21 protein-coding genes are annotated in these 23,227 nt (G+C 41.9%); 17 read left to right on the forward strand and 4 right to left on the reverse strand.

Features of this window, described 5'->3' with window-relative positions; all coding sequences use genetic code 11:
• Positions 1–239 precede the first annotated feature (239 nt).
• Together mlc and OCV39_RS04600 are read left to right on the forward strand one after the other, a co-directional pair.
• Positions 240–1,457, forward strand: coding sequence for a sugar metabolism global transcriptional regulator Mlc (gene mlc, locus OCV39_RS04595; RefSeq protein ID WP_017053909.1), 1,218 nt, complete (start codon positions 240–242; stop codon positions 1,455–1,457).
• Positions 1,458–1,597: 140 nt separating this feature from the next.
• Positions 1,598–2,539, forward strand: a complete 942-nt coding sequence (locus tag OCV39_RS04600) for a chemotaxis protein CheV (protein ID WP_017053908.1) — start codon at positions 1,598–1,600, stop codon at positions 2,537–2,539.
• A gap of 74 nt (positions 2,540–2,613) precedes the next feature.
• Here OCV39_RS04600 and OCV39_RS04605 read toward each other — a convergent pair whose 3' ends face one another.
• Entirely contained in the window at positions 2,614–3,354 is a 741-nt protein-coding gene (locus OCV39_RS04605) for a YciK family oxidoreductase (protein ID WP_136993908.1), read from the reverse strand.
• Between the two features lie 140 nt (positions 3,355–3,494).
• On the opposite strand from OCV39_RS04605, the gene sohB reads away from it, so the two are divergent.
• The 9 genes from sohB to OCV39_RS04650 all read left to right on the forward strand — a co-directional run bounded on the left by sohB (position 3,495) and on the right by OCV39_RS04650 (position 11,787).
• A complete protein-coding gene (gene sohB, locus OCV39_RS04610) occupies positions 3,495–4,556 on the forward strand; it encodes a protease SohB (RefSeq protein WP_390903242.1) in 1,062 nt (353 codons plus the stop codon).
• A gap of 264 nt (positions 4,557–4,820) precedes the next feature.
• Positions 4,821–5,501 (forward strand): (d)CMP kinase, encoded by a 681-nt coding sequence (cmk, locus tag OCV39_RS04615; RefSeq protein ID WP_113795927.1) that lies wholly within the window; start codon positions 4,821–4,823, stop codon positions 5,499–5,501.
• 108 nt (positions 5,502–5,609) lie between these two features.
• Complete coding sequence (gene rpsA, locus OCV39_RS04620) at positions 5,610–7,280, forward strand: 30S ribosomal protein S1 (RefSeq protein ID WP_017053904.1); 1,671 nt, start codon at positions 5,610–5,612, stop codon at positions 7,278–7,280.
• Between the two features lie 118 nt (positions 7,281–7,398).
• Positions 7,399–7,683, forward strand: a complete 285-nt coding sequence (ihfB, locus tag OCV39_RS04625) for an integration host factor subunit beta (protein WP_017053903.1) — start codon at positions 7,399–7,401, stop codon at positions 7,681–7,683.
• Positions 7,684–7,823: 140 nt separating this feature from the next.
• Positions 7,824–8,099 (forward strand): LapA family protein, encoded by a 276-nt coding sequence (locus tag OCV39_RS04630; RefSeq protein WP_113795928.1) that lies wholly within the window; start codon positions 7,824–7,826, stop codon positions 8,097–8,099.
• Between the two features lie 24 nt (positions 8,100–8,123).
• On the forward strand, positions 8,124–9,293 hold the full coding sequence (lapB, locus tag OCV39_RS04635; RefSeq protein WP_017053901.1) for a lipopolysaccharide assembly protein LapB: 1,170 nt from the start codon (positions 8,124–8,126) through the stop codon (positions 9,291–9,293).
• Between the two features lie 80 nt (positions 9,294–9,373).
• Complete coding sequence (gene pyrF, locus OCV39_RS04640) at positions 9,374–10,069, forward strand: orotidine-5'-phosphate decarboxylase (protein WP_261889114.1); 696 nt, start codon at positions 9,374–9,376, stop codon at positions 10,067–10,069.
• Positions 10,070–10,220: 151 nt separating this feature from the next.
• Positions 10,221–10,703 (forward strand): hypothetical protein, encoded by a 483-nt coding sequence (locus OCV39_RS04645; protein WP_141707825.1) that lies wholly within the window; start codon positions 10,221–10,223, stop codon positions 10,701–10,703.
• A gap of 76 nt (positions 10,704–10,779) precedes the next feature.
• Positions 10,780–11,787, forward strand: a complete 1,008-nt coding sequence (locus tag OCV39_RS04650) for a GGDEF domain-containing protein (RefSeq protein WP_261889115.1) — start codon at positions 10,780–10,782, stop codon at positions 11,785–11,787.
• 26 nt (positions 11,788–11,813) lie between these two features.
• On the opposite strand, the gene miaE is transcribed toward OCV39_RS04650, so the two are convergent.
• Together miaE and OCV39_RS04660 are read right to left on the reverse strand one after the other, a co-directional pair.
• Positions 11,814–12,590, reverse strand: a complete 777-nt coding sequence (miaE, locus tag OCV39_RS04655) for a tRNA isopentenyl-2-thiomethyl-A-37 hydroxylase MiaE (RefSeq protein ID WP_261889116.1) — start codon at positions 12,588–12,590, stop codon at positions 11,814–11,816.
• Positions 12,591–12,690: 100 nt separating this feature from the next.
• The gene (locus OCV39_RS04660; RefSeq protein ID WP_136993902.1) at positions 12,691–13,455 is read right to left on the reverse strand and encodes a DNA repair protein; all 765 of its coding nucleotides are present in this window, start codon (positions 13,453–13,455) and stop codon (positions 12,691–12,693) included.
• Between the two features lie 277 nt (positions 13,456–13,732).
• Between OCV39_RS04660 and cysB the strand changes: the two genes are divergently transcribed.
• Together cysB and OCV39_RS04670 are read left to right on the forward strand one after the other, a co-directional pair.
• The gene (gene cysB / locus OCV39_RS04665; RefSeq protein ID WP_261889117.1) at positions 13,733–14,707 is read left to right on the forward strand and encodes an HTH-type transcriptional regulator CysB; all 975 of its coding nucleotides are present in this window, start codon (positions 13,733–13,735) and stop codon (positions 14,705–14,707) included.
• 65 nt (positions 14,708–14,772) lie between these two features.
• Positions 14,773–15,969, forward strand: a complete 1,197-nt coding sequence (locus tag OCV39_RS04670) for an SAM-dependent methyltransferase (RefSeq protein ID WP_261889118.1) — start codon at positions 14,773–14,775, stop codon at positions 15,967–15,969.
• A gap of 115 nt (positions 15,970–16,084) precedes the next feature.
• On the opposite strand, the gene ald is transcribed toward OCV39_RS04670, so the two are convergent.
• Positions 16,085–17,209: an alanine dehydrogenase gene (gene ald / locus OCV39_RS04675; RefSeq protein ID WP_017053893.1), complete on the reverse strand. Its 1,125-nt coding sequence runs from the start codon at positions 17,207–17,209 to the stop codon at positions 16,085–16,087.
• 156 nt (positions 17,210–17,365) lie between these two features.
• On the opposite strand from ald, the gene lrp reads away from it, so the two are divergent.
• The 4 genes from lrp (at position 17,366) to OCV39_RS04695 (ending at position 23,205) form a co-directional block, all read left to right on the forward strand.
• A complete protein-coding gene (lrp, locus tag OCV39_RS04680) occupies positions 17,366–17,860 on the forward strand; it encodes a leucine-responsive transcriptional regulator Lrp (protein WP_017053892.1) in 495 nt (164 codons plus the stop codon).
• A 159-nt stretch (positions 17,861–18,019) separates the two neighbouring features.
• A complete protein-coding gene (locus OCV39_RS04685; RefSeq protein WP_261889119.1) occupies positions 18,020–21,088 on the forward strand; it encodes a DNA translocase FtsK 4TM domain-containing protein in 3,069 nt (1,022 codons plus the stop codon).
• 132 nt (positions 21,089–21,220) lie between these two features.
• Entirely contained in the window at positions 21,221–21,817 is a 597-nt protein-coding gene (gene lolA / locus OCV39_RS04690; protein WP_171756082.1) for an outer membrane lipoprotein chaperone LolA, read from the forward strand.
• A gap of 38 nt (positions 21,818–21,855) precedes the next feature.
• The gene (locus OCV39_RS04695) at positions 21,856–23,205 is read left to right on the forward strand and encodes a replication-associated recombination protein A (protein ID WP_017053889.1); all 1,350 of its coding nucleotides are present in this window, start codon (positions 21,856–21,858) and stop codon (positions 23,203–23,205) included.
• The last annotated feature ends 22 nt before the right edge of the window (positions 23,206–23,227 follow it).

Here is a 23,227-nt window from a genome sequence, read left to right on the forward strand (position 1 = left end):
ATGATTTAAAAAATAATTGATTACATTTAGTGCGACTTTAGAAGTGTGAACTGGGTTTTTTCTTAGTGAAAAAAAAGTGAGGTGTTCATGTTTTGTAGGGTAAATAACCGTTCAATATTTGATTGAAAACCCAAAGATTCATGTATATCCGTGATGGCTGTCACGACAATATACCAAATGACTTCACAATTACTTCGCAAAGTAAAAAAATTGGCAGGTTGTTATTTTTGGAGCACAAAATGTACATGGCTCAACCGGGCCATATTGATCATATCAAACAGGTCAATGCTGGTCGTGTATATAAATTAATAGACCTTAAAGGTCCCATTTCTCGTATCGATTTGTCAAAGCAAAGCGCATTGGCACCTGCGAGTATAACTAAGATCACTCGTGAGTTGATTGAAGCTCACCTGATCCATGAAACAACGGTTCAAGAAGCGATTTCAAGAGGCCGTCCTGCCGTTGGCTTACAAACAAATAATGAAGGCTGGCAGTTTTTATCGATGCGTCTAGGACGGGGTTATCTGACGATTGCACTACATGAGTTAGGTGGTGATGTCCTCATTGATACCAAAATCGATATTCATGAGATTGATCAAGACGACGTACTTGCAAGGCTGTTGCATGAAATTGATGAATTCTTCCAAACCTATTCAGAACAACTGGATCGTGTTACGAGTATCGCAATCACTCTGCCTGGTTTGGTAAACGCTGAGCAAGGGATTGTGTTGCAGATGCCACACTATAACGTGGAGAACCTTGCGTTAGGGCCTGAAATATACAAAGCCACAGGGTTACCTGTTTTTGTAGCTAACGATACAAGGGCTTGGGCGCTGGCTGAAAAGCTGTTTGGTCACTCTCAAGAAAACGATAATTCAGTTTTGATTTCTATTCACCACGGTTTAGGCGCAGGGATCATTTTAGACGGTCGTGTACTTGAAGGTAGACATGGCAACATTGGTGAGTTGGGGCATATTCAAATTGATCCTAATGGTAAGCGTTGTCATTGCGGAAATCGCGGCTGTTTAGAAACGGTGGCGAGTTCTAAAGCAATACGTGAAGAAGTCGCATTCCGAATCGCGAATGGGGAAGAGTCCATATTATCTCAGCGTGAGCAGATGACGATTGAATGCATCTGTTCTGCAGCGGCGGATGGCGACCCGTTAGCGGTTGATGTTATTGAGAAACTTGGAAAATACCTTGGTTCTGCCATTGCGATAGTTATCAATTTGTTCAACCCCGAAAAAATATTGATAGGGGGAGTGATAAATCAGGCAAAGAGTGTACTATACCCAGCAATACAGACCTGTATTGAAGAACAAAGTTTGCCTGTTTACCACCAAGATTTAGAGTTAGTCGAATCTCGTTTTTACAAGCAAGCAACCATGCCAGGTGCTGCATTAATTAAGCAGGCTCTTTACGATGGTTTATTATTAATGAAAGTCGTAGAGGGATAACCCTTCGCTTACATTGTCATCAAGTTAATGTTGAACTTGTCAGCTACGTAGCACTTTGGCTACGTGGCTTTGCCTAAGCATTCTTAAATAAGCTATGGTAACTAAACACGATGTAACATAAGTAATTACTGGGAAGTTATATGTCCGGAGTTTTGAATTCAGTTGACCAAAGAACAAATTTGGTTGGTGAGAATCGCTTAGAACTTTTACTATTTTGTCTTAATAGTAGGCAGTTATTTGCTATCAATGTATTTAAAGTTAAAGAGGTTCTAAAAGTGCCTCCGTTGACCAAACTGCCCGGCGCTCACCACAATATTACCGGGGTTGCATCACTGCGAGGTGAATCTGTACCTGTTATCGATTTAAGGGGTGCGATTGGTTTCCCACCGATCCACGGAAAACCGCATGAGCAGAATTTGATCATTACGGAATACAATCGATCGGTTCAGGGGTTCTTAGTCGGTGAAGTTCGCAATATTGTCAACACGGCTTGGACAGAAATTCAGCCTCCACCGAAAACAACAGGCCGCTCTAATTACCTCACCGCGATTACCCATATATCAGAAGAAGAACAGACGAAAATTGTTGAAATTATTGATGTTGAGAAGGTATTAGCTGAAATCATTGATTACGATGTCTCGATATCTGATGGGGTGTTAGATGATGAATTAGCACCATTAATGGTTGGGCAAAACGTTCTTATCGTGGATGATTCATCGACCGCTCGTAACCAAATCAAGGGGACACTTGCTCCTCTTGGTTTTAATATTATCGAATGCTGCGATGGCCTTGAAGCGTTAACACTGCTGAAGCGATGGTGTGATGAAGGGAAAGACGTCACTAAAGAGTTGTTAATGATGTTTACCGATGCCGAAATGCCTGAGATGGATGGTTATAAGTTAACTCATGAGGTACGAACCGATCCTCGCATGAAAGACCTGTACATCGCGCTGAATACATCATTAAGTGGTAGCTTCAATGATGCGATGGTCGAAAAGGTCGGCTGTAACCGCTTTATTTCTAAGTTCCAACCAGATTTGTTAGTAGAGGTTGCGCAAGAACGATTGCGGATGAGTGTGTAAATTTTATCTATAATAAAGGGAGCATTAATTGCTCCCTTTATTATATTTGATAGATAAAAATGACGGACTACGGACTATTTAGGCTGAGCGTCGATGCACTGGCCGTTAATCGATGTCTCTGCCGGATCCATTAGTCGCAAGTAATGAGGCATAATGTCCAGTGGTGTTTTTAGCTGATTAGCATCTTCGCCAGGGTAAGCTTTCGCACGCATACGAGTTTGCGTTGCTCCTGGGTTAATCGCATTGACACGAATAGTTGTCGCACTTAGTTCATCAGCAAGGATCTGCATCATCCCCTCTGTTGCAAATTTTGAAATCGCATAGCTACCCCAAAAAGTACGCCCTGAGTGTCCAACCGTTGAAGAGGTGAAAAGAACGCGTGCTGCTTCCGCTTTTTTCAATACAGGAAGTAGAGCTTGAGTCATTAAAAACTCAGCTTTGACATTGATCTGCATAACATCATCAAAAGTATCTTCTTCGATTTGATCAAATGGACTTAATGTCCCTAGTACGCCTGCGTTATGCAATAACCCATCTAAACGTCCAAATTGGCTTTCAATGGTGTCGGCCATATCGAGATAATTTTGTTTAGTCGCGCCTTTCAAATCTAGCGGAATGATGGCCGGTTGAGCGTAGCCTGCCTTTTCTATCTCATCGTAGATAAATTCAAGGTTTTTAACATTTCGACCCAATAAAATTACGGTTGCACCATGTTCAGCAAAACTTAAAGCGGCTTGACGGCCAATTCCAGCCCCCGCACCTGTAACGAGTATGACTTTATCTTTTAAGGCATCTTGTGAGACTGAATATTCCACTATGCTCATCCTTTTTAGTAAATGCACCAAATAGTTGCTGACGTATAAACGAACAGAATATCAATTGATTTGGTATAAGTTCTTGGTAATCGTGACAAGATGGTTACAATACACTAATTCACACATTAGGGGATATGACATTGGAATTTTTGTTGGACTATGGCCTGTTTTTGGCCAAGATTGCGACCGTAGTAATAGCGATAATTGCTATTCTAGTCATTGCGAAATCAGTGAGTGGAAAATCAGGAACCGCTAAAGGTGAACTAGAGATCACTAATCTTACTGAGCAACATAAAGATACTGTTGAGCAGCTAGAACATCATTTACATGATGAGGCATTTATCAAAGCTAGAGACAAAGCAGAGAAGAAAGTAGAAAAAGAGAAAACAAAGTCTCGTGATAAAGATATTAAAAAAGCCGTGAAAGATGGGCAACTTGATACTAAGCGCGAACCTCACCTGTTTGTATTGGACTTCAATGGCAGCATAGATGCAAAAGAAGTGACCTCTTTACGTGAAGAAGTGACCGCAATTCTCGCTGTGGCTCGGGATGGTGATGAAGTACTACTGAGACTAGAGTCTGGTGGAGGAATGGTGCATGGATACGGCTTAGCTTCTTCACAACTCGATCGTTTAAAAGCGGCAAAATTACCATTGACGATTTCTGTTGATAAAGTGGCGGCAAGTGGTGGGTACATGATGGCGTGTATCGCTGATAAGATTGTTTCTGCCCCTTTTGCGATTGTCGGTTCGATTGGCGTTATTGCACAGCTACCTAATTTCAATAAATTGCTTAAAAAGCACGATATTGAATTTGAACAGCTTACTGCTGGTGAATACAAACGAACACTGACTATGTTTGGTGAAAACAGTGATAAAGCACGTGACAAATTCAAAGAAGAGTTAGAAGAGACTCACGGCTTATTTAAAGATTTCATACGTGACCACCGCCCTGATCTTGATCTAGAAAAAGTGGCGACTGGCGAACACTGGTTTGGTACACAAGCAAAAGCTCTAGGTTTAGTGGATGAAATTAGTACGTCTGATGATCTAGTGGTTAGCGCATGTAAAGATAAAACAGTACTTGCTATCCATTATGTGCAAAAGAAAAAACTATCAGCCAAACTAGCCGGTGTTGCTGGTGAAGCTGCTGACCATGTTTTGATGAAATGGATCAGCCGTGGACAACGTCCAATCGTATAGACGAATTTAAGTTTATCTAGACAACGCTCACTCTGATTCTTGGAGTGGGCGTTTTTTATGTGCCGGAGGGCGAGAGTAGGCGCGATGGTATTCAATCCATAAAGATTCTTAAGGCTGGTGGCGTGAAGTATTAAATAAGATCGAAATTTTTCTGTTTGAGTCTCGCTCATTGTTTAGATTCAAACTATAATACGTCGCCTATAAAAGCCATGATGAATATCGAGGCTACCAATTAAAATTTCTACAATAGACGTGGAGTAAAACATGTCCTCAAATACACCGGTTATTACCGTTGATGGACCAAGTGGTGCAGGTAAAGGCACACTTTGTATGTTGCTAGCAGATAAACTAGGCTTTCATTTACTTGATTCGGGCGCGATATACCGAGTCCTTGCTCTTGCTGCAATTCATCATGGCGTTGATACAGAGTCTGAGGATGCATTAGTTCCTCTTGCGACTCACCTTGACGTGCAATTTATTGCTGAAGGTGATTTAGTTAAAGTTATCCTTGAAGGTGAAGACGTTTCTGGTGAGCTTCGTAAAGAAGAAACAGGTATGGCTGCATCTAAAGTTGCTGCATTACCAAGAGTTAGAGAAGCATTACTGCGTCGTCAGCGTGCATTTAGCACCTCTCCAGGTTTAGTTGCTGATGGTCGTGATATGGGCACGGTAGTATTTACGGGTGCTGAAGCGAAAATTTTCTTGGATGCAAGTGCGGAAGAACGAGCTCAAAGACGCCTTAAACAGTTGCAACTTAAGGGCTTAGATGTTAACTTTGACGACCTTTTGTGCGAAATACAAGAGCGTGATGATCGAGATCGTAACCGTGCGGTTGCCCCATTGCGCCCTGCTGAAGACGCACTCGTGCTAGATTCAACATCTATGTCTATTGACGAAGTTGTAGAAAAAGCATTGAAATATATTGAATCTAAACTCACACAGTAATCTATACTGGGTGAGTAAAGAACGTTGGTCGCAAGGATGATGACCGGCGAATTTATCAACCCCATGCGGTAGGATACCCATGGACGTTTAATTATTGAAGATCAAATAATGACTGAATCTTTTGCTCAACTCTTTGAAGAGTTTCTAAATGAAACTGAATTCCAACAAGGTAGTATCGTTAAAGGTACTGTAGTAGCTATCGAGAACGGTTACGTTCTTGTTGATGCTGGCCTTAAGTCTGAATCTGCAATCCCTGCTGAACAATTCAAGAACGCTGCTGGCGAACTTGAAGTTGAAGTTGGTGCTGAAGTAGACGTAGCGCTTGACGCTGTTGAAGATGGTTTCGGTGAAACTCAACTTTCTCGTGAGAAAGCTAAGCGCCACGAAGCTTGGATCGTTCTTGAGAAGGCTTACGAAGAAGCTGAAACTGTTGTTGGTATCATCAACGGTAAAGTTAAAGGCGGTTTCACTGTTGAACTAAACGGTATCCGTGCTTTCCTTCCTGGCTCTCTTGTTGACGTACGTCCTATTCGTGACACTGCTCACCTAGAAAACAAAGAACTAGAGTTCAAAGTAATCAAGCTAGACCAGAAGCGTAACAACGTTGTTGTTTCTCGTCGTGCTGTTATCGAATCTGAAAACAGTGTTGAGCGTGACGAACTTCTTGAAACTCTACAAGAAGGTACTGAAGTTAAAGGTATCGTTAAGAACCTTACTGACTACGGTGCATTCGTTGACCTTGGCGGTGTTGACGGTCTTCTACATATCACTGATATGGCGTGGAAGCGTGTTAAGCACCCATCTGAGATCGTAAACGTTGGTGACGAAATCCTAGTTAAAGTTCTTAAGTTCGATCGTGAGCGCACTCGTGTTTCACTAGGTCTTAAGCAACTAGGCGAAGATCCATGGGTAGCAATCGCTAAGCGTTACCCAGAAGGTCACAAACTTTCTGGCCGTGTTACTAACCTGACTGACTACGGTTGCTTCGTTGAAATCGAAGAAGGCGTTGAAGGTCTAGTACACGTTTCTGAAATGGATTGGACTAACAAGAACATCCACCCTTCTAAAGTTGTTAATGTTGGCGACGAAGTTGAGGTTATGGTTCTTGATATCGACGAAGAACGTCGTCGTATCTCTCTAGGTCTGAAACAGTGTAAAGCTAACCCATGGCAGTCATTCGCTGAAGCTCAAGCTAAAGGCGACCAAGTTACTGGTAAGATCAAGTCTATCACTGACTTTGGTATCTTCATCGGTCTTGACGGCGGCATCGACGGTCTTGTTCACCTATCTGACATTTCTTGGAATGTTGCTGGTGAAGACGCAGTACGCGACTACAAGAAAGGCGATGAAATCTCTGCTGTTGTACTTGCAGTTGATGCAGAACGTGAGCGTATTTCTCTTGGCGTTAAGCAAATGGAAAATGACCCGTTCAATGCATACGTTGCAGACACGAAGAAAGGTACTCTAGTAACTGGTACTGTAACTGCAGTAGACGCTAAAGGAGCTACAATTGAGCTTCTAGAAGGCGTTGAAGGTTACATCCGTGCTTCTGAAGTATCTCGTGACCGTATCGAAGATGCGTCTCTAATCTTAAGCGTTGGTGACAGCGTTGAAACTAAGTTCACTGGTGTAGACCGTAAGAACCGCGTAATCAACCTATCTATCAAAGCGAAAGACGAAGCTGAAGAGCAAGAAGCAATGGCTACACTGAACAAACCAGAAGATGGTGGTTTCGGTAACGCTATGGCTGATGCATTCAAAGCTGCTAAAGGCGAATAATCCAATCGCTTAAGAAGGAGCCGTAAGGCTCCTTTTTTTTCGATATGTGCCTGCATTTATTGCTTATATGTCTTATATTTATATAGCAATCAAAGTAATAAAAGAAATGAGGGAAACTATGACTAAGTCTGAATTGATTGAGAGACTCTGCGCAGAGCAAACACACTTATCTGCAAAAGAGATTGAAGATGCTGTAAAAGATATTCTTGAACATATGGCATCAACTCTGGAAAGTGGTGATCGAATCGAGATCCGTGGTTTTGGTAGTTTCTCACTGCACTATCGAGAACCCCGTCTAGGACGTAATCCTAAAACTGGAGAAAAGGTTGAGCTGGAAGGCAAATATGTCCCACACTTCAAACCTGGCAAAGAGTTACGTGAACGTGTAAATCTAGGTCTTTAAGCCTCCATTCTAATTATAAAAAAGCGGTATACTTAAGTGTATACCGCTTTTTTATAACTAGAATATTGCTAATATCCATGGTTTGCAGACCTGTTTTCCTGCATAATCGTATCAGCCAAATTTCCTTAGGATGGAGACGTATGAAAATTATAAAAATAATTGCAGTTATAGCCCTTTTCCTAATTGCACTTGCCCTCGGAGCACAAAACCAAGAAGTCGTTACTTTCAACTACTTAGTCGCGCAAGGCAGCTTTAACTTATCAACACTGCTTGGTGTTATATTTGTCAGTGGTTTTGGGTTAGGTTGGTTGGTTTTCGGTAGCCTTCATTTAAAATCTCAACTTCAAATTCGTCGTCTAAGGAAGCAACTTAATAAACTCAAAACATCAAGCCCAGTCGTTGAAACGAAAGCTTGAGTTATTGCGTAAAGGCGACCATTAATGCTTGAGTTACTTTTCTTATTATTGCCGATTGCAGCTGCCTACGGGTGGTATATGGGAAACCGTAGTGCTCAGCAAGATAAGCAAACCCAATCTCATCAAATTTCTCGTCAATATGTCACGGGATTGAATTTGCTGCTTTCTGATCAATCAGATAAAGCAGTAGATCACTTTATCGAATTGCTTCAAGTCGATGACGATACGATCGATACGCACCTAGCGCTAGGGAATCTATTTCGCTCGCGTGGTGAGGTCGATCGCGCTATTCGTATCCACCAAAACCTTATTTCTCGTACAGGCCTAACGTTAGAACAAAAAAATCTAGCACTTCAACAACTCGCAAAAGATTATATGGTTTCTGGCTTTTTAGATCGGGCCGAGAAAATCTTTGAGCAATTGGTGGAAGAGCCTGAGCATAAAGAGAGCGCATTACAGCAGCTTGTTACTATCTATCAACAAACCAAAGAGTGGAGCAAAGCTATTCATTATGCGACAGCTTTGGTCAAAATGGGTAGAAAAAGAGTCAAATCTCAGATCGCACACTTCTTATGTGAACTTGCCATGCAGGAACAGGGTGAGGGGCAAACGAACAAAGCTATTCAGCATTTTAAAAAAGCGTTGGTCGAGGATCCTAAATGTGCACGAGCAAGTATTTCACTTGGAAAATTATATTTGGAATCAGAGGACTATCAGCAAACCATTAAGTATATGGAAATGGTGCTGAACCAAGACATTGATTTTATCAGTGAAGTGCTTCCTACTCTGGCAGATTGTTATCACCACTTAGGACAAGAAGAGGGATTGGTTGAGTTCCTAAGGGCTTGTATTGATAAGAAGGCGGGCGTTTCAGCGGAATTAATGTTGGCACAATTGGTCGCGAATCATGAAAGTATTGGAACAGCACAAGAGCTACTAACTCGACAACTAGTGAAAAACCCAACGATGAAGGGTTTTTACCGCCTTATAGATTATCATATTGCTGAAGCCGAAGAGGGAAGGGCGAAAGACAGCCTGACAACCTTGCAATCTATGGTTGGGGAACAACTTAAAATAAAGCCACATTACCGATGCCGTAAATGTGGTTTCTCTACTCATTCAATGTATTGGCACTGTCCTTCTTGCAAAGGTTGGGGGACGATCAAGCCAATTCGTGGCTTGGATGGTGAATAGACATATTATTTTTAATGCAGCTTACGAGCTGCATTTTTGTACGTTTAAGAAAGTAGTGACAAGAATTATTAGGAGATTAAATGAACGACCAAAAAGTTATCGTAGCACTGGATTATGATAAACAGACTGATGCTCTGAATTTTATTGATAAAATTGATCCAACGACATGTCGATTAAAAGTTGGCAAAGAAATGTTTACTCTTTTTGGGCCTGATTTTGTCCGTGAGCTACATAAACGTGGTTTTTCGGTATTCTTGGATTTAAAATTTCATGATATTCCAAACACTTGCTCAAAAGCTGTTCGTGCTGCGGCAGAATTAGGGGTATGGATGGTGAATGTTCATGCGAGTGGTGGTGAGCGGATGATGACAGCTTCACGCGAAATTCTTGAGCCATATGGGAAGGATCGCCCGTTATTGATTGGTGTAACCGTACTTACCAGTATGGAACAGAGCGACTTAGCTGGAATTGGTTTAAATGTTGCACCTCAAGAGCAAGTAATGCGCTTGGCTCGTCTAACTCAATGTTCAGGTTTGGATGGTGTCGTTTGTTCAGCACAAGAAGCTTCGCTCTTAAAGAGTGATTTAGGTTCAAACTTCAAATTGGTGACTCCCGGGATCCGCCCGGCAGGCGCTGATGTTGGGGATCAGAAAAGAATCATGACTCCTTATGATGCAATCCAAGCTGGATCGGATTATTTAGTGATAGGACGCCCAATCACCCAGGCGGCACAGCCTGCGGAAGTTCTTCAGAAAATTAATGCTAGCTTAATTTAGCCCACCTTGAATTAAGGTAAGTAATATCTACTTACCTTTTTCATTGGAAATGATTTAATTTTTTGACCTGTATTTTGAAATGCTGCAAAAGTTGACAATTACTCATCAAAAAAAAATATAATTACAAACCAATAATTGAGAATGGATGCTAATGAAACTACGAACCAGTGTAGTGTGGTTATTGTTCTGTACCTTTGCGAACGTCAATAGCGCTTTGGCCAATCGTTTGAATTTGGCATTGTCATGTGAGCATTCGACAACTATTTCGCGACAAGAGTTAATGAATCAGTTTCCTGTTACTTCATTCACCACTCACCTGCCTTGGGATGCTGAACCCGCTAAATTTAGCGGTGTTAAAGTAAGTGATCTAACGGCTTTATTTGCACCACAGAAACCAAAGATTCTCTATTTTTCAGCGTTGAATGAGTTTAGAGCTTCGATTGAAGTTAATGACTTAGTTGAATATCAGCCAATCATCGCCTATTCAATTAATGGTGATGCTATCTCTATTCGTAAGCGAGGGCCGTTTATGTTGCTCTATGATTTGGATAAATTTCCGCATCTAAACGTACCTGAATACCATAATAAGATGATTTGGCAAATTAATGAGGTATCGATTGAAGAGTGTGAATAATAACCCATTTATACAGAATACGAACGTCCAGAGAACAAAGCGTGTCTTAATTTGGCTATCACTAGCGCTATTATTGATGAATATTACGGTTATATTCTCAACTAAAGGGTTGGTCAGTGATTATTACTCTCGAAAAGATCAAGCAACCTGGCATCTACTACAGCTTCAAAAAGAATTCTCTCAACTGGCTGTTTTATCTCCTTTCACTTTGACATCAAAACAAGTGCTTAACGAAGTCAAAGTTCAGTATGACATCACTTGGACACGTCTTGAGTTGATCGTTACTAGCTCTGATTCGCAAGATTTTTATAACATACCAAAAAATAAACAGTTTTTTGATCAGCTATACAATGACTATAAGGTGCTTGATGGTTACCTATCCAATATAAATGATGAAAGCACAGCTAATGAATATAATGTTCGGTTGAATAGTTTATACATGAAGTTGGTGACATTCTTGAACAAAAATTATCAATTAAAGAACGCGGACTTTTTGGTGCAAATTGATAAAGGAAACCAACTCGCGAATGTACAAGTCCTATTAGTTATCATTTTGTGTTTTTGTATCGCTATCGTTATTGTCTTATTCAAGAAAGAGAGCATTATCCACCGTAATCTCGCTCTGACGGATTCATTAACGGGGGTAAACAATCGGTTGTCACTTTTCAAGCGCCTTAAACAGCGAGTTCAGAATACATCGCACTTTTCACTGTTTGTAATGGATCTGAATGGATTTAAGTTGATTAATGATACTTATGGTCATCAAGCCGGGGATATTTTATTAAGAACGGTATCTAAAAGGTTCGCTAATACTATTCAGCTATTTGATGCCGATCTGTTTCGTATGGGAGGTGATGAGTTTGCTATTATTCTGGACTCTGTAGACCCAGAAGTCATTGAACAGTTAAAATTAGATATCATTGGCTGTATGGAGCAGGAAATTGAAATATCAGATGAAACGGCCGCAAAAATTTCAGTAAGTGTTGGTGTGAGCCTTTATCCGAAAAATACGTCTTGCGTGAATCAACTGATCAAGAATGCCGATGATAATATGTATAAGATGAAACAGCTCAACTCGCAATAACGGATAATTGAGCTGTTTTAATTTGCTTACTCTAAGATAGGCACACCACTGTGAAACTTGAAATCATCATCAGGTGTCGAAATTAATGCAGCCTCTGCTTGAGCTAGCTCTTGCACTCGTTTCGAGATATCGACAGGTGAGATTTGTTGTGCCAACGTTAAGTAATCTTGATAATGGCGCGCTTCAGAGCGTAAAAGAGAAATATAAAACTTTGCCATATCCTCATCTAAATGCGGAGCAAGTTTAGCAAATCGTTCACAAGATCGCGCTTCAATGAGTGAACCAATGATCAGTTTGTCGACGAGCGTATTTGGTTCATGAGTCGTCACTTTAGACAACAGCCCTTTGGCGTATCTTCCAGCCGAAATGTTTTCATAAGGAATATTTCTCTCATCCATTATTTCAAGAACTTGATAGAAGTGGTGTAGCTCTTCTTTAATAAGGAGAACCATTTTATCAATAAGATCTTGGCTATAAGGTGAGTTAGTTTTAGCCATAATTGCCTTTGAAATATTACTTTTTCCTTTAAGGCTCTCAAGAGAACCTTCTTTGCGGTAAGCAAAAGCCTCATAAGGTTTAAACCACTCTAACAGTGTATTTGCACTCTCTTTATCCACCGCGTACTTACGGATTAAATACATAGCCGATTGGCCTGCTTTAAGTTCGCAAAGCAAATGGTCGAGTAGGATGATCTTAAGATTTTCAGGTTTCTTCGCCTCATTGATCCAAGCATCGGGCGTTTCGCAATGTAAGAATTGTTTAATGGGAGCGAGTAGCTCTTGAATAGCAGTATTATTGATCATTACTTTCACTGTTGAAAAAGTGTCACTGTAGAAAAAAGGTCGCGAATGGCGACCTTGTGGCTAAATTTGATAATGAGTGAATAGGAAACCTATCGAAGGCTTACCATTTTTTCTTCTCACCAAAAAGTGCGTCCATGTCATCATCACGCTCTTTCTCTTCAATCTGTTGAAGATCCTCAGCATTTTTAACTTGGCGTTTTTTATCAAGCTCGTTCAGCATTAACTGCAGTTTTTCACGTGCTTGATTTGAATAAGCATCATTTTTTGTGCTGAGAGCATCAATGCCTTTACGCAAAAGTTGTACGGCAGTACCAGTTTGACCTCGTGCGATAGAATCTTTGGCACGTTTTACGACATTCTCGATGTTGATACGAATCTGAATCGTTTCAAGACGAGCATTTTCTGCGACGTAAGCCTGTGTTTCAAATCGACCTTTATTGTGCTCATTACGAACGGTATCACGAAGACGTTTTACCAGCTTAAGCATCACTATCGCTTGTTTGTCACTGCTCGGCACTTTAAAAGAAGTGGTGTCACCATCGGGATAATTTTCTTTTAGTTGAGTGATTTGCTGCTTTGTGTGAACAATACGCTGCGCAAGCTGTTTATTTCTAGGATCGAGTTGATACATATTTTCAAGTGCATCTAAAATTCGCGTATTCAGACACACGAGCAGATCTTTACTGAAAGGGACGTGGTGAGCATTCCCAATGAGATCTTCTGTTGCATCAATAAGAGTCAAGTAACGAGATGATTCTTGTTTTTTCGACGTCTCGACCTTCATTTTATATTGAAGCATGATGTTATAGCCAAGGACTAACACCAATAAGACGGCTACAAGAGCTATGATTAAACCAATATTCATATGTTTGATATCTGCTTTATAATTCAATGGCTAGTATTTAAGGATACACGATTCCATTGTACAACTGCACCTACAAATTTAATAATAATGTGCTTTTAATAGCAAAATACGGATAAGTGTATTATGCAATTATGCTTCGGATGCCGACAACTCTCTATTTTGACTACCAATTATCTGCATTACACGTTATAACTATTAATTATATTACATAGCTTAAGGCGTATCTTATCTGTCGGCGTGCAATATTAGCCATTGGTAAAGGATTACGAGGGTCAAAATGAAATTACAGCAATTAAGATATATTGTTGAGGTAGTAAACCATAATCTTAACGTATCAGCGACGGCCGAGAGCCTTTACACTTCTCAACCAGGAATTAGTAAGCAAGTGCGTTTGCTCGAAGACGAACTCGGCATACAAGTTTTTGAGCGAAGCGGTAAGCATTTGACGCAAGTAACCCCTGCTGGCGAAGACATTATTCGAATCTCACAAGAGATATTGGCTAGAGTAGAAAGTATCAAAGCGGTGGCTGGCGAGCATACTCATCCAGAGATGGGGACGTTGAACATATCGACCACTCATACTCAAGCTCGATACGCTCTACCTGACGTTATCAAAGGCTTTACTGCCCGTTATCCTAAAGTTTCACTGCACATGCATCAGGGCACGCCAAGCCAAATGTCGGAAGCGGTCGCAAAAGGTACAGCAAACTTTGCAATCGCGACGGAAGCGCTTCACTTATATCAAGATGCGATTATGCTCCCTTGCTACCATTGGAACCGCTCGATTGTGGTAACTAAGGACCATCCATTAGCAAATAAGCGAAGAATAACCATAGAAGATCTGGCTGCATACTCGCTTGTGACTTACGTATTTGGCTTTACTGGTCGTTCTGAGCTCGATACCGCATTTAATAGAGTTGGACTTACTCCTCGAGTGGTCTTTACCGCAACAGATGCCGATGTGATTAAAACCTATGTACGCATGGGGATTGGTGTTGGTGTAATTGCAAGTATGGCGATTGATAAAGAACAAGATACCGACCTAGTTGCTATTGATGCGAGCCATATTTTCGGTGCAAGTACCACGAGTATTGGCTTTAGAAGAGGAACCTTCTTGCGCTCTTATATGTACGATTTCATGGAACGTTTTGCACCACACTTGACTAAGCCTGTGGTCGAGCAAGCGATCTCTCTTAAATCGAATGCTGAAATTGAAGAGATGTTTAAAGATATCGATTTACCAATTCGTTAAACATCGCATCACAAGGCTGTTCAAGTCTTTGGCTTCCCCCTACAATGCACGGCTAGGGGGAACGCATGCACCAATCATTTCAATTGCTCGATCATTTTTTATTGTCATATCAATCATTATGGCGATTTGAGCCTTTTCACGCCTGTTCAAATGACGCTTCTCTTTGGCTTGATGAGTATCCTGATTTGTCTCTATGGCTTGATGGATTATCACGATCTGATATAGAAATGTTCAAAAGTGATGATAAAGCCTTGCTTGAGGCAGTCGCTCATTTCATTCCGGAAACATGCATTGCATCTCAATTAACACAATTAAGCGAGGCAACACAAAGCTTGCTGATTTTAGATCGCAACCTTGAAGTTGGAGTCCCAGGAAGAAAACTTGCTCAAATAAAAAGCATGAGTGCCGCTGCGTTAAGCGAGCATAAGGGAGAGGAGTGGTTAGAGTGGTGTGCGGGTAAAGGCTTTCTTGGGCGGATCTTGTCACAACAATCGAAAGAGAAGGTCACGAGTTTTGAATGGCAGCAGAGTTTGTGTGACAGCGGAACGGCTGCCGCAAATCAGCAAGCTTTGAATATGCAATTTATTCAAGGGGACGCTTTTTCTACAGATGCAAGCCAAGTGTTTAATTGTAAGCAACATGCGGTTGCGCTCCATGCTTGTGGCGATTTGCATGTCCGTCTATTAGAATTAGCGACCCAAAATCAGCTTCCTGCAATCACATTTTCACCTTGTTGTTATCATTTAATCCGCAGTGATGAATATCAAGCCATGTCGATATTTGCCAAGCAGTCCTCCTTAAAACTGACGCAAAGTGAGCTAAGGATCCCGCTGCAAGAAACGGTGACAGGTGGGGAGAGAGTCAAGCGTCATCGCCAACATGAAATGATTTACCGCCTAGGTTTGAACCACATGCTGGTGAATGAATTACATCAAACAGAGTACTGTCCGATTCCGAGCATTAAAAAATCCCAGTTATCAGAGGGGTTTGAAGCGTTTTGTAAGTGGGCAATCGACGCTAAGAATTTTGATATGCCGAAGGTTGATTTTGACTACTATATGCACGTGGGAGAGACGTTGTTTTGGAAAATGGAGAAGTTAAGCCTGGTTCAGCAAATATTCAGACGCCCGCTAGAGTTGTGGCTTGCTTACGATAAGGCGCTTTACCTTGAAGAAAAGGGTTATGACGTGTCGATTAAAACTTTTTGTAATAAACAGGTCTCACCAAGAAATATCCTTGTACATGCTCAAAAGCGACAATGATGGATAAAAAAATAGCCCGTGTGAGCAACGGGCTATTTTGGTAGTGACTTTTCTAAGCTGCTTTCTTTTCGTTACCTTACCTACTCAGATAGCTAGCATGTCACTCATTTTTTCATTAGTTAAACATTGCAATCGCAGCAGCAGGCTCAACGTATTCTAAGTCAAAGCTTTCTGCTACTTCTTTACATGTTACTTTTCCGTGAATAACGTTTAAGCCTTCAAGGAAACCGTGATCATCAGTAAGTGCTTGCTGATAACCTTTGTTTGCAAGTTTAACAATGTAAGGCAGAGTTGCGTTATTTAGTGCAAAAGTTGAAGTACGAGCAACCGCACCTGGCATGTTTGCAACACAGTAGTGAACAACCTCATCAACGATGTACGTTGGATCGGCGTGTGTCGTTGCGTGAGAAGTCTCAAAACAGCCACCTTGGTCAATCGCCACATCAACAACGGCCGCGCCAGGTTTCATTTTAGCAATGTGCTCTTTTGTTACCAATTTTGGAGCCGCAGCGCCAGGGATAAGCACAGCACCAATAACAAGGTCTGCTTCTAGAACATGCTTCTCAATGGCGTCTTCTGTAGAATAAACCACTTTTGCGCGACCTTGGAACTCTTCATCTAAGCGACGTAGCGTATCAACATTGCGATCTAAAATGGTTACGTCAGCACGAAGGCCAACAGCCATGCGAGCTGCGTTAGCACCCACAACACCACCGCCTACAACGACAACTTTTGCTGGTTCAACACCCGGTACACCACCGAGTAGAAGACCACGACCACCATGAGATTTTTCTAAAGTTTGCGCGCCAGCTTGAATAGACATTCGACCTGCAACCTCAGACATTGGAGCTAATAGTGGCAAGCGACCCATATTATCTGTTACAGTCTCATACGCTATACAGACAGCTTTGCTCTTGATCAGCTCTTCCGTTTGTGGAAAATCTGGTGCAAGGTGTAAATAAGTAAATAATATTTGCCCTTCGCGAAGCATAGCTCGCTCTACAGCTTGAGGTTCTTTAACCTTTACAATCATCTCTGCTTGCGCAAAAACGTCGGCAGCAGTAGGAAGAATGGATGCGCCTACAGCGATGTAATCATCGTCTGAAAAACCGATACCGTTACCGGCATTGGTTTCTACAAAAACTTGGTGGCCATGTGAGATTAGCTCTCTCACACTAGCTGGAATCATACCAACACGGTATTCGTGGTTTTTGATTTCCTTTGGTACGCCAATGATCATCCTGACTCCTTATTTTATTTTGGTTGTTTTATCTGTGTGTAGGGTAATTCTGTCGAATTAATGTCTAGTATAGTGATGTTTTGTTAGGATTTGATACTAAATATTAAAAAGTTGTAGTATATTTTTTTGCAAGGAAGTAATAAGGTGGAATAAAAAATGGCAGACAACTATAAGAAGCCGTCTAAGGAACTAGACCGTATCGATCGCAATATTCTTAATGAATTGCAGAAAGATGGTCGAATATCAAATGTTGAACTTTCTAAACGCGTTGGTCTTTCACCAACACCATGTTTAGAGCGTGTTCGTCGTTTGGAGCGTCAAGATTATATTACGGGATATACAGCGCTGTTAAATCCGCAGTACCTAGATGCCTCTTTATTGGTATTTGTTGAAATCACGCTTAATCGTGGTGCTCCGGACGTATTTGAACAGTTCAATACTGCGGTACAAAAATTAGATGACATCCAAGAGTGTCATTTAGTTTCGGGTGATTTTGATTATCTTCTTAAGACGCGCGTATCCGATATGAGTGCATATCGTAAACTTTTGGGCGACACATTATTGCGTCTACCTGGAGTAAACGACACTCGTACGTACGTAGTTATGGAAGAAGTGAAACAAACTAATCAGCTTGTTATTAAAACCCGCTGATTCAAGTTAAAAACCTAAGTTAGCCCTAAAGCTGATACTGCTTCGGTTTTATGGCTATCATTGATTGGGTTTTTGACCTTGATATGGTTAAATTGCTAAACAAACCGAGCGGCTTTTGCCGCTCGGACTGTTTTTACTCATCAAAGAATCAAGTAGGTTATGTTCAGAGAGAACACAGATAAAGTCGAAACCATAGTTAAGACTAGTGAAGAGCCTCAGTCTTCACGTTTAGATGGCGTACAACGCCTTAAAGAGTGTGGCTTAATTTTAGGCGTGCTCGCTTCCATTTTACTTTCTATTGCATTATTCACATTTAACCCAGCAGACCCCTCTTGGTCGCAAACGGCATGGGGCGGTGACATTCAAAATGCTGGTGGTATCGTCGGAGCGTGGATAGCAGATACACTATTTTTCATTTTCGGTTCACTTGCCTACTTAATCCCTCTTATTGTTATCATTGCTGCTTGGGTTCTTTGCCGTAAGCGAGGCGAACAAGACGACTTAGATTTTGTGCTATGGGGCACTCGATTACTCGGTTTGTCTATATTGATATTAACCAGTTGCGGTTTAGCTGATACCAACTTTGATGATATATGGTATTTCTCATCAGGTGGCGTTGTGGGTGATGTACTCACAAACTTATCATTGCCTGTTTTGAATATTCTCGGAACGACCCTAGTTCTTCTCTTCTTATGGGGGGCGGGTTTTACCCTTCTGACGGGTATTTCGTGGTTAAGTATTGTTGAAGGGCTAGGTAACGGTGCGATTGGGGCATGTACTTGGGGGCTAAATAAGCTTCGCGGTACTGATAGAGAAGTTCTTGAACCTGTTCTTGATGATATTGATCACCAAGAATTTACGACAGAGAAAGCTCACTTACCTGATGTAGAATCTCGCTCTGAATCGGCTGAACACTTAGTCTCGCAAGAGAGTGCAAGCTCACTTGAAGATGAATCTCAAGCCAATAATTATACGGATACCATTGATATTGATGAAGCTGAACGCGATGTGAAGCCTCGTTACAATATTCATATGCCTGCCGAGTCTACTTCTGGAAGAGGCGCTTCTATTGCAGCCAGTATTCCAGCTTCATCGTATCAGCCTGAGCATTATGATGAAGAGCCTGAGTTATCAGTCGATCGTTCTAAGCAACTCACTGCAACGATTGAAGAGTTAGAATACGCCGCTCAAAGTGAAGATGACTTTGCCCAAGAAAATCTTGAAGACGAGATCAGCCGTATCGCTTCATTTGCATCAGAGAACGTTGAGGTCAATGCTGAACAAGAGCCTTTGTACTCTCCTCAAACAGAATTTCAGCCAGAACCTGAATATCAGAATGAAGTTAACACTGACTTTTCGGAACCAATCGCAGATTTTGTCGTGGAAGATGAGGTGAATCAGCCTAGAATTTCAGAGTTTGGGCTTGAACAAATTACCGACGTAGACACGCCAAATCACATTGAACCAGTTATTTCAGATTTAAATATTATTGAAGAAGATAGCGACAGCGTTACTCATCATGAGTCGGAAGAGGTTGCCGCATTTTCTGATGTTGATCTCCCTGCTGAAGTCAATGCAGCTGAATCTGACATTGAAGTCGTGGAAGGTGAACTTGAGCATCCTGATAAAGATGTACAAGCTTTCCAAGAGATCATCTCTGCTGCACAAGAAAATATGGCTGGGGCACAAAACCCGTTCTTGGTTCAGCAAGAGATCAACTTGCCTAAACCAGCAGAGCCACTGCCGACACTTCAACTTCTTTATCATCCTGAAAAACGCGAGAACTTCATTGATAGAGATGCGTTAGAAGAGATTGCTCGCTTGGTTGAATCTAAGCTTGCCGACTACAAGATTAAAGCGACGGTTGTGGATATTTTCCCAGGGCCAGTGATCACTCGCTTTGAGTTAGATTTAGCGCCAGGCGTAAAAGTTAGCCGGATTTCAAGTTTGTCTATGGATTTGGCTCGTTCACTTTCTGCCATCGCGGTTCGTGTTGTTGAGGTTATACCTGGTAAGCCTTATGTTGGTCTGGAATTACCAAATGTCAGCAGACAAACCGTCTATTTATCAGACGTTATTAATAGCCCTCAATTTGAGCAATCAACTTCGCCAACCACCGTTGTACTAGGCCAAGATATTGCGGGTGAAGCGGTTGTGGCGGATTTGTCCAAAATGCCACACGTTCTTGTTGCGGGTACAACCGGTTCGGGTAAGTCGGTGGGGGTAAACGTCATGATTTTGAGCATGCTCTACAAAGCATCGCCAGATGAAGTTCGCTTTATCATGATTGACCCGAAAATGCTTGAGTTATCAATATATGAAGGTATTCCACATCTATTATCAGAAGTGGTCACCGACATGAAAGATGCCTCGAACGCATTACGCTGGTGTGTTGGAGAGATGGAGCGACGTTACAAGTTAATGTCAGCTGTCGGTGTTCGTAATCTGAAAGGCTATAACGAAAAGCTAAAAATGGCAGCAGAAGCTGGGCATCCTATTCACGATCCTTTCTGGAAAGAGGGAGACAGTATGGATACAGAAGCGCCATTGCTTGAAAACTTGCCGTATATCGTGGTGGTTGTCGATGAGTTTGCCGACCTGATCATGGTTGTGGGTAAAAAAGTGGAAGAGTTAATTGCTCGACTTGCTCAAAAAGCTCGTGCAGCAGGCATTCACTTGATCCTGGCGACCCAAAGACCGTCAGTTGATGTGATTACGGGCATCATCAAAGCGAACATTCCTACACGTATTGGTTTTACCGTATCAACCAAAATTGATTCACGAACCATTCTCGATCAGGGTGGCGCAGAATCATTACTTGGTATGGGTGATATGCTCTACTTACCTCCAGGTTCAAACCATACCATTCGTGTACATGGCGCATTCGCGTCCGATGATGATGTGCATGCCGTGGTGAATAACTGGAAGGCGCGGGGTAAACCTGTCTACATTGATGAGATCGTTAATGGCGAACAAACGGCAGATTCACTACTTCCAGGTGAACAGTTGGAAAAAGATGAAGATACCGATCCACTGTTTGATCAAGTGGTTGAACATGTAACGGAGTCTCGCCGAGGTTCGGTTTCAGGCGTACAGCGCAAATTTAAGATCGGTTACAACCGTGCCGCACGAATTGTGGAGCAACTTGAAGCTCAAGGTATCGTGAGTGCTCCGGGCCATAATGGAAATCGTGAAGTGATTGCACCCCCTCCAATTAAAGATATGTAATCGTCTAAAATATTGAGTAATAGTGAACAGCAGCGACACAGCCAAGTGGTTGTGTTGTTGCGGCTTAATTGGTTCACTGAACTTTGAAAATGTCTGATGGTCTACTCAATGTATGCCTATAAGAGAATCTGAATGAAAAAATTATCGTTATTATTGTTTTTGAGCTGCTCAGTGTTTGCGGCCCCTAAAGATGAATTGAGTAGCCGTTTGGCACTGAACTCCGGGTTTAGTGCTGACTTTTCCCAGCAAGTGATTAGCCCTGAGGGTGATCTTGTCATGGAGGGAGAAGGGACAGTCGAGATCGCGCGACCAGGTCTGTTCCGCTGGACAACAACATTACCCGATGAAAATGTTCTAGTGTCAGATGGAAAGAGCCTATGGTATTACAGTCCATTTATTGAGCAAGTTAGCATTTATTGGCAAGCTCAGGCGACAGAGCAAACTCCTTTTGTGCTACTGACTCGCAGTAAAGAGAGTGATTGGGATAACTATCAAGTTAACCAAAATGGCGATCAATTTGTTCTCACTCCAACGGCTGTCGATTCGAATCAAGGTCAATTCCAAATTGATATTAACAGCAAAGGCGTTGTTCAAGGGTTTAATGTCATTGAGCAAGATGGCCAGCAAGGACGTTTTGAGTTTAAAAACGTAAATTTGACGACACCGAATAAAGCGACGTTTACTTTTGAGATCCCTGATGGGGTTGATGTTGACGATCAACGCAACTGATTCATCCGAGTCAGATATTCAACGAATGAGCCATTATCGTGAGTAATTACAGTCTAGATTTTTCCGGGGATGAAGATTTTCGTCCTCTTGCTGCTCGCATGAGACCAGAAACGGTTGAACAGTATATCGGTCAACAGCATATATTGGGTGTTGGAAAACCATTACGTCGAGCATTAGAAGCTGGCCACATTCATTCCATGATTTTGTGGGGGCCTCCTGGTACAGGAAAAACAACGCTAGCGGAAGTGGCGGCAAATTATGCCAATGCGGAAGTTGAACGGGTATCCGCCGTGACTTCTGGTGTGAAAGATATTCGAGCGGCCATTGATAAGGCACGTGAAAATAAAATGGCAGGAAGACGTACTATTTTATTTGTAGACGAAGTCCATCGCTTTAACAAAAGTCAGCAAGATGCTTTTCTGCCTCACATTGAAGATGGAACGATCACCTTCATTGGGGCGACGACCGAAAACCCATCGTTTGAACTCAATAACGCTCTGTTATCACGAGCAAGAGTCTACAAACTCACTTCTCTCAGTGAGCAAGATATTCGTCAAGTGATCGATCAAGCGGTTGAAGATAAAGAGAGAGGCTTAGGTCAGATCTCGGCAGATTTTATCGATGATGTACTGGATCGCCTATCAGAATTAGTAAATGGCGATGCCCGAATGTCACTTAATTATCTCGAGCTTCTGTATGATATGGCAGAAGATAATAGTGAAGGGCAGAAGAGCATCACATTACCTTTGCTTGCAGAAGTGGCGGGTGAAAAAGTCGCTCGTTTTGATAACAAAGGGGATATTTGGTACGACTTGATTTCTGCGGTTCATAAATCCATCCGAGGTTCGAACCCTGACGCCGCGCTCTATTGGTCAGCTAGGATGATTGCCGCAGGTTGTGACCCTCTCTATATCGTGCGTCGCTTACTTGCTATCGCTTCTGAAGATATTGGTAATGCCGATCCAAGAGCGATGCAAGTGGCGATGTCTGCTTGGGATTGCTTTACTCGAATTGGTCCTTCTGAAGGTGAAAGGGCGATCGCACAAGCTGTCGTCTATTTAGCGTGTGCACCAAAGAGCAACGCCGTTTATGTCGCGTGGAAAAATGCCATGCTAGACGCCCATAATCAGCCTGAGTATGAAGTTCCTCATCATCTACGTAATGCTCCAACAAGTTTGATGAAAGACATGGGCTATGGCGCGGAATATCGTTATGCTCATGACGAGCCTGGTGCTTATGCGGCAGGAGAGAAATATTTCCCTCCTGAAATAGCCGATACTCGTTACTATTTCCCAACAAATCGAGGTTTAGAGGGGAAAATTGGTGATAAGTTAGATTATCTGGCGGATTTAGACGCAAAAAGCCCACAAAAGCGCTATGAAAAGTAGTCCTTTTTGGATATCGTTACCA

Origin of the sequence: Vibrio cortegadensis, assembly GCF_024347395.1 — a bacterium.
GTDB lineage: Bacteria > Pseudomonadota > Gammaproteobacteria > Enterobacterales > Vibrionaceae > Vibrio > Vibrio cortegadensis.

Coding starts and splice junctions, on each gene's coding strand:
- mlc (WP_017053909.1), top strand. CDS start 240: ATGTACATGGCTCAACCGGGCCATATTGATCATATCAAACAGGTCAAT.
- OCV39_RS04600 (WP_017053908.1), top strand. CDS start 1,598: ATGTCCGGAGTTTTGAATTCAGTTGACCAAAGAACAAATTTGGTTGGT.
- cmk (WP_113795927.1), top strand. CDS start 4,821: ATGTCCTCAAATACACCGGTTATTACCGTTGATGGACCAAGTGGTGCA.
- rpsA (WP_017053904.1), top strand. CDS start 5,610: ATGACTGAATCTTTTGCTCAACTCTTTGAAGAGTTTCTAAATGAAACT.
- ihfB (WP_017053903.1), top strand. CDS start 7,399: ATGACTAAGTCTGAATTGATTGAGAGACTCTGCGCAGAGCAAACACAC.
- OCV39_RS04630 (WP_113795928.1), top strand. CDS start 7,824: ATGAAAATTATAAAAATAATTGCAGTTATAGCCCTTTTCCTAATTGCA.
- lapB (WP_017053901.1), top strand. CDS start 8,124: ATGCTTGAGTTACTTTTCTTATTATTGCCGATTGCAGCTGCCTACGGG.
- pyrF (WP_261889114.1), top strand. CDS start 9,374: ATGAACGACCAAAAAGTTATCGTAGCACTGGATTATGATAAACAGACT.
- OCV39_RS04645 (WP_141707825.1), top strand. CDS start 10,221: ATGAAACTACGAACCAGTGTAGTGTGGTTATTGTTCTGTACCTTTGCG.
- OCV39_RS04650 (WP_261889115.1), top strand. CDS start 10,780: ATGAATATTACGGTTATATTCTCAACTAAAGGGTTGGTCAGTGATTAT.
- miaE (WP_261889116.1), bottom strand. CDS start 12,590: ATGATCAATAATACTGCTATTCAAGAGCTACTCGCTCCCATTAAACAA.
- OCV39_RS04660 (WP_136993902.1), bottom strand. CDS start 13,455: ATGAATATTGGTTTAATCATAGCTCTTGTAGCCGTCTTATTGGTGTTA.
- cysB (WP_261889117.1), top strand. CDS start 13,733: ATGAAATTACAGCAATTAAGATATATTGTTGAGGTAGTAAACCATAAT.
- OCV39_RS04670 (WP_261889118.1), top strand. CDS start 14,773: ATGCACCAATCATTTCAATTGCTCGATCATTTTTTATTGTCATATCAA.
- ald (WP_017053893.1), bottom strand. CDS start 17,209: ATGATCATTGGCGTACCAAAGGAAATCAAAAACCACGAATACCGTGTT.
- lrp (WP_017053892.1), top strand. CDS start 17,366: ATGGCAGACAACTATAAGAAGCCGTCTAAGGAACTAGACCGTATCGAT.
- OCV39_RS04685 (WP_261889119.1), top strand. CDS start 18,020: ATGTTCAGAGAGAACACAGATAAAGTCGAAACCATAGTTAAGACTAGT.
- lolA (WP_171756082.1), top strand. CDS start 21,221: ATGAAAAAATTATCGTTATTATTGTTTTTGAGCTGCTCAGTGTTTGCG.